The 11,794-nt window shown below is 72.8% G+C and carries 6 protein-coding genes and 1 pseudogene; 5 read left to right on the top strand and 2 right to left on the bottom strand.

All coding sequences use genetic code 11. From position 1 onward, the window contains the following. Positions 1-97: 97 nt before the first annotated feature. The 4 genes and pseudogenes from OG289_RS14080 to OG289_RS14065 form a co-directional block, all read left to right on the top strand. Positions 98-232, top strand: a complete 135-nt coding sequence (locus OG289_RS14080; protein WP_107472664.1) for an SPW_0924 family protein — start codon at positions 98-100, stop codon at positions 230-232. A gap of 21 nt (positions 233-253) precedes the next feature. Beyond that, positions 254-1,246, top strand: a complete 993-nt coding sequence (locus OG289_RS14075) for a DUF3068 domain-containing protein (RefSeq protein WP_327314338.1) — start codon at positions 254-256, stop codon at positions 1,244-1,246. A 51-nt stretch (positions 1,247-1,297) separates the two neighbouring features. Next, complete coding sequence (locus OG289_RS14070; RefSeq protein WP_327314337.1) at positions 1,298-2,212, top strand: hypothetical protein; 915 nt, start codon at positions 1,298-1,300, stop codon at positions 2,210-2,212. Continuing rightward, positions 2,209-3,534, top strand: a pseudogene (locus OG289_RS14065) (caspase family protein); the annotation flags it as partial. The gene OG289_RS14070 and the pseudogene OG289_RS14065, both read left to right, overlap by 4 nt. Before the next feature lie 2,935 nt (positions 3,535-6,469). On the opposite strand, the gene hrpB reads toward OG289_RS14065, so the two are convergent. Together hrpB and OG289_RS14055 are read right to left on the bottom strand one after the other, a co-directional pair. After that, positions 6,470-8,986 (bottom strand): ATP-dependent helicase HrpB, encoded by a 2,517-nt coding sequence (hrpB, locus tag OG289_RS14060; protein WP_327320673.1) that lies wholly within the window; start codon positions 8,984-8,986, stop codon positions 6,470-6,472. 77 nt (positions 8,987-9,063) lie between these two features. Next, positions 9,064-10,038 (bottom strand): class I SAM-dependent methyltransferase, encoded by a 975-nt coding sequence (locus tag OG289_RS14055; protein WP_442818898.1) that lies wholly within the window; start codon positions 10,036-10,038, stop codon positions 9,064-9,066. A gap of 228 nt (positions 10,039-10,266) precedes the next feature. On the opposite strand from OG289_RS14055, the gene rpsA reads away from it, so the two are divergent. Then, entirely contained in the window at positions 10,267-11,766 is a 1,500-nt protein-coding gene (gene rpsA, locus OG289_RS14050) for a 30S ribosomal protein S1 (protein ID WP_327314336.1), read from the top strand. The last annotated feature ends 28 nt before the right edge of the window (positions 11,767-11,794 follow it).

Genomic DNA, 11,794 nt, shown 5'->3' with positions numbered 1-11,794 from the left:
CCGGAGGGGCGCCGCCGCCGTGCGCGACGTGTTCTCTTCTCGCCCGCCCGTTGCTACCGTGCCGGACCTGACGTCCTGTCAGCTCCGGGAGGCCCGTATGCGTGCCCTGATCGCCGCCGCGACCGGTCTCGCCGTCGCGCTCGCCCTGGTCCTCACGCTCACCGCGCTGGGCACACCCACCGGCAAGACCTCCCCGAAACCGCTGCTGACGACGGTGCCCGCACACCCGTAACCGCCCCGGAGGGAGGCCGAGATGCGCCGCAAAGCCAGTCTGATCCTGCTCGCCCTCGCCGTGTTCTGCGCGGCGCTGTCCCCGCTGCTGCGCTGGTACGCCTTCCCGCGCCTGGCCAAGATCCCCGCGAACGAGTACCAGACGATGGTCGTGGAGGCGAAGAACGCCACCCTCCTCGACTACGACGGCCTGGTCGCCCGCACCGTCCCCAAGGTCACCATCGTGCAGACCCTCAAGGGCGACGTGGAAGCCTCCGAGAAGATCGAGAAGACGGCCGGCCGGGACGTCGTCGTCTGGGACGGCCTGTCCTACGTCCAGGGCCCCGACGGCAAGATGGTCTCCAAGGTCCCCGAGCGGTACATCTTCGACGCCCACACCCAGGAACCCGTCCACGCCACCGGCGAGACCGTCGACGGCGACCCGGTCCGCCGGGAGGGCATCGAGTTCAAGTGGCCGTTCCTGACCCAGAAACGGGACTACGAGTACTTCGACGCACAGACCCGCACCAGCGCCCCCATCCACTACAAGGGCACCCGGACCTTCCGCGGCCTGACGGTCTACTACTTCGAGCAGACCGTCCCCTGGACCAAGGTCGCCATGCCCAAGACGATGCCGGTCAAGGGCATCACTGCGGAGGACGTCGCCAAGACCGGCACCACCCGCTGGTACACCACGGTCCGCAAGTTCTGGGTCGAACCGGTCACCGGAGCGCCCGTCTACGCCGAGGAGAACCACCAGGAGGAACTGCGCGGCGGCTCCCTGCTCCGCGGCCGCGGGAAGGTCACGGCGTTCGCCGGGAACGTGAAGATGCGCGAGGACTACATCGACCGCACGGTGTCCCTCGTCAAGTCCAACCGCACCCTGGTCCTGCTGCTCACGTCCTACCTGCCCTGGGGCTTCCTCGCCCTCGGCACCGGACTCCTGGCCCTGTCCCTCTTCCTGGAGGCCCGCAGCCGCCGCCCCGGCGACCCCGCCCCCGCCGAGGCCGCCACACCCGAGCCCGTCAACGCCTGACCCCCGCAATCGAGTTGTACGATCACGGCAGCACCGCTCCGGGGGAGGGGCATGGCCGCCATCGTCGTCGTACACGGGATCGGGAACCAGTACCTGGGTGCCCGCACGCTCCACTCGGGCATCGCGCCCGCGCTGCTCGACGGAGTACGGGCGGCACACCCCGAAGGCCCGTCCCTCGGCCCCGAGGACATCGAAGTCGCCTTCTACGGCAACCTGTTCAGGCCCGCCGGGACCACCGCCGTCAAGGGCGGGCCTGAGCCGGACCCCCGGGAGCCCATGGACCCGTACGACGTCGAACTGCTGCTGGCCTGGTGGGCGGAGGCCGCACGGATCGAACCCGACCGGGTGCCGCCCCTCACCACCGACCTCACCTCCAAGGCACCCACCCCGCGCCTCGCGCAACAGGCACTCCACGCCCTGGCCCGCAGCCGGTTCCTCGCCCGCTCCGGCGACCGCTTTCTCCTCGGAGTGCTGCGGCAGGTCCGCCGCTACCTCACGGAACCCGACGTACGCGCCCGCGTCCAGGCAACGGTCGCCGCGGCCGTCGGCCCCGACACCCGCGTCCTCGTCGGCCACTCCCTCGGCTCCGTCGTCGCCTACGAAGCACTGGCCGCCCACCCTGAGTGGCCCGTCCGCGCCCTGGTCACCCTCGGCTCCCCGCTCGGCATCCCCCACCTGGTCCTCGACCGTCTCGACCCGCCGCCGAAAGACGGGCGCGGCCGGTGGCCCGGCACGATCGAGCGCTGGACCAACCTCTGCGACCGCCGGGACGTCGTCGCGCTGGTCAAGACACTCGGACCCGTCTTCGACGACGCGCACCGCCACGTCCACGACGTCCTCGTCGACAACGGCTGGCAGGCCCACGCCATCGCCCACCACCTCACCGCCGCAGAGACCGGCGCGGCGATCACCGCCGGACTCCCCCCGCAGGACCGGCCCCAGGACCTACCGGAGGGCGGCAGGTGACGGTACGCAGACTCGTCGTGGTCGGCGGCACCGCCCGCTACGACCACCAGGAGCCACTCCCCGGCGTTCCGGCGGACCTGGACACCGTCGCGGGCGTCTTCCGCCTCCTCGGCTACACCGAGGACCACCGCCTCCAGGACCTCACCGCCGACGAGTTCCGCCGCGGCCTGTCCCAATGGGCCGCCGCCGAGGAACGCACCGACGACGCCCTCGTCCTCTACTACAGCGGCCACGGCGACCAGGACCACAACAGGCACTACCTCCTGTGCCGCGACAGCCACCCCGGCCGGCTCGGCGGCACCGCACTCGCCACCGAGGACGTGGTCCGCATCGTCACGGAGAACGGCGTCGAACGACTGCTGCTGATCATCGACACCTGCTGCGCCGGACACGGCGGCGTCGACGCCGCCCGCACCGCCGAGGACCTCGGCGCCCGCCTGACCGCGGCACGGGCCGCCGACCACAGCCGCCTCACCGCCTTCTCCGTCATCGCCGCCGCACGCACCACGCAGACCGCCGAGGACGGGGCGTTCGCCCGCGCCCTGCGCGAAGCCGTCGACGACCTCACCCTCGGCGGCCACCGCCAACGCAAGCTCTACCTGGAACAGGTCGTCGACCGCGTCAACGAGCGCCTCGCCGCCCGCGGACACTTCCAGCACGCGGCCTGGGGCACCCTGCCCAGCGGCGAGGGGTTCCCGTTCTTCCCCAACCCCCGCTACGCACCCGACACCCCCCACGGCATCGACCTCGACGAACAGCGCACCTGGAACAGCGCCGAGGGCCGGCGACGCCGCGAGGAACTCCTCGGCCACTTCGACCCGCGCGGCCGCGGCGCGGACGCACTCGGCGGCCAGGGCTCCTACTTCACCGGCCGCGAGAAGGCCCTCGCCCGACTCACCGCCTGGCTGACCGACACCACGCCCACGGCCCACCGATGCCTCGTGGTGACCGGCGGCGCCGGCGTCGGCAAGTCCGCGCTGCTCGGCCGCCTCGTCCTGGACGCCCCACCGGACGCCGCTCCGCTCACCGCCATCCACGCCCGCCACAAACTCCTCGAAGAGATCACCGCCGCGATCGCCGACGCCGCGGGCCTCAACCCCGACCACCCGGCCGCCACAGACCCCGGCCGGCTCGTCGCCGCCCTCGACGACCGCCGGACCCCGCTGCACATCGTCGTCGACGCCCTGGACGAGGCCGGCACCGCCGGCGCCGACCGCGAACCCGAACGCATCGCGGCCCAACTGCTGCGCCCCCTCGCCCAACTGCCCTGCGTCCACCTGCTGACCGGCACCCGACCACGCGCCGTACCCGCCCTCGGCACCGGCTTCCACCGCATCGACCTCGACGATCCCCGCTGGACCCGACCGGGCGACCTCCGCTCGTACACCACCCGGCTCCTCCTCGCCCCCGACGGCCCCGGCAGCACCAGCCCCTACGACACGGCCACCGCAGGCCCGGTGGCCGCCGCGATCGAGGCCGGCGCCGACCGCAACTACCTGGTCGCAAGGCTCGTCGCCCGGCCGCTCGCCCACCGCGGCACCGCCCTCGACACCTCGGCGCCCGACTGGCGGGACCAACTCCCCGAACTCACCGGGGAATCCGCCCGGCCCGCCGGACCGGCCTTCCGCTGGGCCCTGCGCGAACAGTTCGAGGACCGCGAACTCCGCGGCCGGGCCCTCCTCACCGCCCTCGCGCTCGCCGAGGGCGGCGGACTCCCCGCCGGCGACGTCTGGCGCGCCATGGCCTCGGTCCTCACCGGCGACCACGTGAGCCCCCAGGACCTGCGCTGGATCCTGCGCAGCGGCGGATCCCACATCGTCGAGGACGTCGACGACAGCGGCCGATCGGTGTACCGCCTCTACCACGAGACGTTCGCGGACGAACTGCGCGCCGGCCTCACGCAGGACTGCGCCCGGCAGGTGGCACGAGCCCTGATCGGCCTCGTGCCGCCGACGGACGACGCGACCGGACCCGACTGGGCCGCCGCCGACCCCTACCTGCGCGAACACCTGCCCACCCACGCCGCCGCCGGCGGCCTCCTGGACGACCTGGTGAGCGACCCGCTGTTCCTCGTCACGGTCGGACCCGGCCCGCTGCGCCGCGCCCTGCCCGGTGTCCGCACCCGCCGTGCCCGCGCCGTCCGCAGCACCTACGAGCGCATCGCGCCGCACCTCGCCACCGAGCCCGACGCCGGCGCGCGGGCCGCCCTGCTGCGCCTCACCGCCCTGGAGGCGGGCAACCGGGACCTCGCCGACGCGACCCTGTCCCGGCTTCCGCGCCAGCCATGGGTGGCGGAATGGGCGTACGTGCCCAGCCCACCCACAGCGCACCGGTCGGTGGGACGCTTTCCCCGGGGGGCCTCGCCGGTGGCGATCGTCGACTGCGGCGACCGCGGAGTCCTGCTGACGCTGGACAACAAGCGCCTACAGGCCTGGGACACGACGACCTGCGAGCCACTCGGGGATCTGCCCGAAGTCGCTGACGCGCCCGGGTGGTCGCATCAGTACATCTCCGCGACGGCCACCTGCCCGGGCGGTGCCGGCGGCCGGCTGCTGGTCCAGGTCTCCGACGGACCCGGCGGCCACCTCCAGGTCTGGGACGTCGCCCGGCTCAGCCCATGGGGCAGCAGGTTCGAGACGGACGCCGAAGCCATCGCCCTGGTGGAGGTGGACGACACGCTGATCGCGGGCGCGCTCACCCGCGAGGGCCACGTCCGGCTCGTGGACATGCGCACCGGAACCGAGCTGAGCCGTCTGTACTGCGCGGGCGCGGGGCCCAAAGACATCTCGCGCGACCACCTCGCGATGGAGGCACGCGCCGGCGAACTGATCGTCGCCGCCGCCTGCGGGGAACCCGGCGGCGACAGCCGGAAGCCCCCGCAGGCGTACCGGTGGACCGTGTCCGTACGGGACGGCTGGCGCACCCTCGACAGCCGGACCTGGCGGCTGCGCGGCCGCGACCTGCAAGACCTCCTCCTCCACGAGGGACGAGTGGCGGTCGCGACGACGGACTTCCGCCTCGAAGGAAGCCGCAAGCCCGCACACGCGCGCGTGGACCACGGCAGCGGCTGCGAGGAATGGACCTGCCTGACCTCCACGGGACCCTCCAACGGAGACCGTCTCCTGCCGACCGGGAAGGGACCGGTCCGGCTGATCGTCGACCTGGGCGGCGTCGAGGCGGTCGACACGAGCGGCCTGCGCACCCGGCTGCTCCACGCCGGCCTGCACGCCATGCACCCCTTCGCGGTCACGGCAGCGGGCCCCGACGAACTGCTCCTCGCCACGGGCGACTTCCTGGACAGCGAGGTGTCGCTGTGGACCGTCCGGCTCGACGGCGCCGACACCGGGGACGCCGAACCCCGCCGGTTCTCCGCTCTCTTCGGCACCACCCTGAGCCAGGGGCGCGCAGCGGGCCGGGACGTCCTGGCCCTGGCCGACGGCGCAGGCGTCCGATGCCTGGACCCGGCGACCGGACGGCTGCTGGTGTGGCAGGCCAAGAGGCGCGGCCACTACGTCAGGGGGAGCGCGGGCACACCCCTGCTGGTGAGCGGACAGCGGCCGCGCGGCCCGAACCACTGGCACGTACGGCTCATCGGATCGAGGCGGCGCCACCTCGTGCTGCGGGACAGCCCGCCCGGTCCGGCCCGCTGGATCGAGCCGGTGGACCGCGACGGCCGGACGGTGTTGCTGGGCGTGTTCGGCGGGCGGGCCGCGGTGTGGTCCCTGACCGGACACAAGCTGGGCGAGCTGCCCATGGAGGGCAGGCCACGGCTGCTGGCCCACCGCACGGTCGCGGGCCGCCTCTACGTGGCCTACCACACCTACGAACACGGCCTCAGCGTGGTCGAGTTCCCCGGAGGCGGCACCGTCTTCCACAAACCCGACGCGGACGTGCACGGGGGCATGACACAGTTCCGGCAGCCGGGCGGCATCGCCCTGGACGACTGGGACGACGAACCCGTCGTCGCCCATCTCGTGCCCGGCAAGGGCATCGCGGTGTGCGGCGTCCTCGACGGGGCCGAGCGCTGGTCCTGGGCGCACGGACACTTCCGCGACGTCTACCTGCACCGCGTGGACGGCCAGCGCACGGCCGTCGCCGTCGGCTACCAGGACACGCTCACCGTCATCGACATCGACGGCGACCGGGAGGTCGCGCGGATCGCCATGGGCTCCCCGATCCAATGCGTGACCCCCGCACCGGACGGCCGCCTCGCCGTCCTCACCGCGACAGGGCTCTACAGTCTCCGCTTTCCCGCGCTCACGTCCGCCGCAGCCGGGCGTTCGTATACCGGGTCGGCTCCGCCGCGGCCGGATCCTCCGGCCACGGATGCCTGGGATACCGCCCCCGCAGTTCTGCTCGCACGGCCCGGTAACCGTCCTTCCAGAAGGAGGCGAGGTCGGTGGTGACGGCAGCGGGCCGCCCGGCGGGGGACAGAAGATGCACCAGCACCGGTACGCCCGCGACACGGGGCGTCTCGGCCAGCCCGAACATCTCCTGCAACTTCACCGCCAGCACCGGCCGCTCCGGGTCGGCGTAGTCGACCCGGATCCTCGACCCACTGGGGACGGCGATCCGCTCCGGCGCCAGCTCGTCCAGCCGCCCCGCCTCGCCCGAGGCCCACGGCAACAGCCGCCCCAACGCCTGACCGGCGTCGATCCGCCCGAGATCGCTGCGCCGCCGGGCCCGGCCCAGCTCCGGCTCCAGCCACTCGTCCACGCGCGCGTGCAGCGACGCGTCGCACACGTCGGGCCACGGATCCCCGAGCCGCAGCCGCAGAAAGGCCAGCCGCTGCCGCAGCACGCCCGCCTCGGGCGACCACCGCAGCAATCCCAGCCCTTCCCTCTCCAGCCCCTCGAGCAACGCACCGCGCACGAGCACCGCGTCGGCGTCCCGCAGCGGCCGCACCGCCAACTCCACCGCCCCCAGCCGCTCCACCCGCCGCGCCACGACATCCCCGTCGGCCCAGTGCACCTCGTCCCGCTCGTCGAGCAGCACACCGGCGGCGAGCCGGGCGACCTCCTCGTCCACGACCGCCGCGAGCTGCACACGCGCGTGCCCCTTCCCGACGGGCCGGTCCGCGACGGCGACCGCCAGCCAGGGCACACCCCGCAGCTCGGTACCCTCACGCACCTCGGCCCGGGTCCCGGAGACCATGAGGTGGGAACCACCGTCGAGCCTGGCGACCCGCTCGGGGAACGCGAGGGCGACGACCAGGCCCTCGACGTTCACGCCCGGCGGAGCGGCGTCACCGGCGGGCGGGCGGGACACGTCCGCGGCGACGACGGCCCGCAGCCGCCGCACCTCCGCCCGCCACCGCGAGCCGTAGGCGTCACCCCCGCGCCGGGCGGCTCGCAGAGCAGCGGCCAGATCATCCCCGTACTCCCGCGGAGCCTCCTCGCTGAGCAGCGCGACCACCTCCGAGGCCCTCTCCACCCCCACCAGGGCGGACCCGTCCAGCAACGCCCGCGCCAGCCGGGGGTGCAGCCCGAGCCGCGCCAGCCGCACCCCTCGTCCCGTGGCCCGACCGGCGGAGTCCACCGCGCCGATCGCCGTCAGCAAAGACCTGGCCGCCGCCATCGCCCCGCCCGGCGGCGGATCCAGCAACGCCAGCCCGGAGGCGTCCGGATCGCCCCAGCAGGCAGCCTGGAGGGCGAACGCGGTCAGGTCGGCCACCTTGATCTCCGGGGCCGGGAACGACGGCAGACGGGCGTCCTCCGCCTCCGCCCAGCACCGGTACACCGCACCCGGCGCCTCCCGCCCGGCCCGCCCCGCCCGCTGCCGACCCGCCGCCTGCGAGGCCCGCACGGTCGTGAGCGCGCTCAGCCCGCGCGCGTGGTCCACCCGCGGCTCCCGGGCCAGCCCCGAGTCGACGACCACCCGCACCCCGGGAACCGTCAGCGACGACTCCGCCACCGAGGTCGCGAGCACCACCCTGCGCCGCGCGGCGGGCGCCAGCACCGCGTCCTGCACGGCCGCCGGCGCCCGCCCGTGCACCTGGAGCACATCCACCCCGGCCGGATCCCCGAGCTGCCCCGCGACCCGCGCGATCTCCCCGACACCCGGCAGGAAACACAGCACATCCCCCGGCCGCTCGGCCAGCGCCCGCCGCACCACCGACGCCACATGCGTCAGCAGCGCGGGATCCACCCGCATCCCGTGCGGCGGCCGCACCGGACGGACCGGAGGCGCCCACACCACCTCCACGTCGTACGCCGACCCGTGGGCCTCCACCACCGGCGCCCCGCCCAGCAGCCGCGCCCACCCGGCCGTGTCCGTCGTCGCCGAGGCGGCCACCAGCCGCAGCTCGGGCCGCAGCGTCTCGCGCACGTCCCACAGGAAGGCGGCCGAGGTGTCCGCGTCGAGATGCCGCTCATGGCACTCGTCCAGCACCACCACGTCGACACCCGTCAACTCCTGGTCGCGCTGCAGACGCTGCAACAGCACACCGGTCGTGACGACCTCCACGCGCGCGCGTGGCCCCACGACCCGCTCCCCGCGCACGGTGTATCCGACGCTCTCCCCGGCCCTCTCGCCCAGCAGCCATGCCATCCGCCGGGCCGCCGCCCGCGCCGCGATCCGCCGCGGCTCGGCCACCACCACCCGCCGCGCGGGCCCCTCGCCCAGCAGCCCGGCCAGCGCCAACGGCACCAGCGTCGTCTTGCCGGTGCCGGGCGGCGCGGCGAGGACGGCGGCACCGTGCCCGTCCAGGGCGTCGTTCAGGGCGGGCAGGGCGGCCCGCACGGGCAGCGCGTCGAGGGCGTCGTCACGGGGGATCACGCACCTAGTGTCGTACGCCACCGAAAACGCCTCGCACGCGCGCGCGGCGTAGTAATGCTGCCCAGGAAGAGGCCCTAGTCCCGCTCGCAGACGAAGATGGCCGTCCCCGGGATCAGGTTCCCGCGCAGCGGGGACCAGCCGCCCCACTCCGACGAGTTCCAGGCCGGCCACTCCGGCTCGACCAGGTCCACCAGCCGGAAGCCGCCCGCCACGATGTCGCGCACCCGGTCGCCGAGCGTCCGATGGTGCTCCACGTACACCGCGCGGCCCTCCTCGTCCTGCTCGACGTAAGGAGTGCGGTCGAAGTACGAGGAGGACACCGACAGGCCCTCGGGACCCGGCTCGTCCGGGAACGCCCAGCGGATCGGGTGGGTCACCGAGAACACGAAACGGCCGCCAGGCCGCAGCACCCGCCGCACCTCCCTCAGGACCAGCACCGGGTCGGCCACGAAGGGCAGCGCCCCGTACGCCGAGCAGGCCAGGTCGAAGGAGCCGTCCGCGAAGGGCAGCGCGCCCGCGTCGGCGCACACCAGCGGAAACGGGCCACCGATGCGCAGCGCGTGCTGGAGCTGGCGGTGGGACAGGTCCAGGGCGACCGGACGCGCGCCCTGCGCGGCCAGCCAGCGTGCGCACTGGGCCGCGCCGGCGCCGATCTCCAGGACGGCCTTCCCCTTCAGCTCCTCCGGCGGGCCGAGCAGCTCGGCCTCCACCTCGTCCAGTCCCTCGGGACCCCACACGAAGCGGTCGTCGCCGAGGAAAGTGCCGTGTTCTGTCTGGTATTCGTCCGCGTTGCGGTCCCACCAGCCCCGGTTGGCCCGGGAGCTCTCGGTGACGTCTGCGTCACGGCGGGTGGCTTCCGGCTCGAAGGCCGGCTCGGACGTTGCGGGCTCTTGGATGATCGGCTCCCTCGTCGTACTCTTCCGTGCAACCCGCCCGACGGTGCCACCCGGCGTGTCACCGGAGGGGCTTCCTGCGGCCTGCGTGGCCTCGGGAGAAAGGTTGTGTGCCGGGTTTGCGGCGATCCGCCCCGGGTGTGCGCCTTCGCGCATTGACCCTGCCCGGCTGCCCCCGTATGCTACAAGTTGCGCTGCGGGCCTGCGCACCTCAGACGTAGCAGGCTGCGCTCGCATCTGTTGTATGTCCCCTCGGTTCTCGAGGCGCCATCACCAGTTTTCTGGTGGTGCGCTTCCTAAGCTGTCCGGCTTCTTCAGAGCGACACGGGCTCCCGGCGTAGCAGTACCTACGACTTTCTGTCCGTAACCGGAGCCCTTTCCCACATGACGAGCAGCACCGAGACCACCGCCACCATCCCGCAGGTTGCGGTCAACGACATCGGTAACGAGGAAGCTTTCCTCGCCGCGATCGACGAAACGATCAAGTACTTCAACGACGGCGACATCGTCGACGGCGTCATCGTGAAGGTCGACCGGGACGAGGTCCTGCTCGACATCGGTTACAAGACCGAAGGCGTTATCCCGAGCCGCGAGCTCTCCATCAAGCACGACGTCGACCCGAACGAGGTCGTCGCCGTCGGCGATGAGATCGAGGCCCTCGTCCTCCAGAAGGAGGACAAGGAAGGCCGTCTCATCCTGTCCAAGAAGCGCGCTCAGTACGAGCGTGCCTGGGGCACGATCGAGAAGATCAAGGAAGAGGACGGCATCGTCACCGGTACCGTCATCGAGGTCGTCAAGGGTGGTCTCATCCTCGACATCGGCCTCCGTGGCTTCCTGCCGGCCTCCCTCGTCGAGATGCGCCGTGTCCGCGACCTCCAGCCCTACGTGGGCAAGGAGCTCGAGGCCAAGATCATCGAGCTGGACAAGAACCGCAACAACGTGGTCCTGTCCCGCCGTGCCTGGCTGGAGCAGACCCAGTCCGAGGTCCGCCAGACGTTCCTCACGACCCTCCAGAAGGGTCAGGTCCGTTCCGGTGTGGTCTCCTCGATCGTCAACTTCGGTGCCTTCGTGGACCTGGGTGGCGTCGACGGTCTGGTCCACGTCTCCGAGCTGTCCTGGAAGCACATCGACCACCCCTCCGAGGTCGTCGAGGTCGGCCAGGAGGTCACGGTCGAGGTCCTCGACGTCGACATGGACCGCGAGCGCGTCTCCCTGTCGCTGAAGGCGACCCAGGAAGACCCGTGGCAGCAGTTCGCCCGCACCCACCAGATCGGCCAGGTCGTGCCCGGCAAGGTCACGAAGCTGGTTCCGTTCGGTGCGTTCGTCCGCGTGGACGAGGGCATCGAGGGTCTGGTCCACATCTCCGAGCTGGCCGAGCGCCACGTGGAGATCCCGGAGCAGGTCGTCCAGGTCAACGACGAGATCTTCGTCAAGGTCATCGACATCGACCTCGAGCGCCGTCGCATCAGCCTCTCGCTGAAGCAGGCCAACGAGTCGTTCGGTTCCGACCCGGCCTCGGTCGAGTTCGACCCGACCCTGTACGGCATGGCCGCGTCCTACGACGACCAGGGCAACTACATCTACCCCGAGGGCTTCGACCCCGAGACCAACGACTGGCTCGAGGGCTACGAGACCCAGCGCGAGGCCTGGGAGCACCAGTACGCCGAGGCGCAGCAGCGCTTCGAGCAGCACCAGGCGCAGGTCATCAAGTCCCGCGAGGCGGACGAGAAGGCCGCTGCCGAGGGTGGCGACACGGCGGGTGCGGCTCCGGCCGCGGCCGGTGGCGGTTCCTACTCCTCCGAGGGCGCCGACACCTCCGGCGCGCTGGCCTCGGACGAGGCGCTTGCCGCGCTCCGCGAGAAGCTGGCCGGTGGGCAGAGCTGACGCCCGCTGAGCAGTAGCTCCTGACTGA

Origin of the sequence: Streptomyces sp. NBC_01235 (genome assembly GCF_035989285.1) — a bacterium.
Classification (GTDB): Bacteria; Actinomycetota; Actinomycetes; order Streptomycetales; family Streptomycetaceae; genus Streptomyces.
This window is presented reverse-complemented; position numbering and strand designations above follow the sequence as displayed.

What these genes read in the sequence shown, in the direction of transcription:
- OG289_RS14080 (WP_107472664.1), top strand. Translation starts at nt 98, where the DNA reads ATGCGTGCCCTGATCGCCGCCGCGACCGGTCTCGCCGTCGCGCTCGCC.
- OG289_RS14075 (WP_327314338.1), top strand. Translation starts at nt 254, where the DNA reads ATGCGCCGCAAAGCCAGTCTGATCCTGCTCGCCCTCGCCGTGTTCTGC.
- OG289_RS14070 (WP_327314337.1), top strand. Translation starts at nt 1,298, where the DNA reads ATGGCCGCCATCGTCGTCGTACACGGGATCGGGAACCAGTACCTGGGT.
- OG289_RS14055 (WP_442818898.1), bottom strand. Translation starts at nt 10,038, where the DNA reads ATGCGCGAAGGCGCACACCCGGGGCGGATCGCCGCAAACCCGGCACAC.
- rpsA (WP_327314336.1), top strand. Translation starts at nt 10,267, where the DNA reads ATGACGAGCAGCACCGAGACCACCGCCACCATCCCGCAGGTTGCGGTC.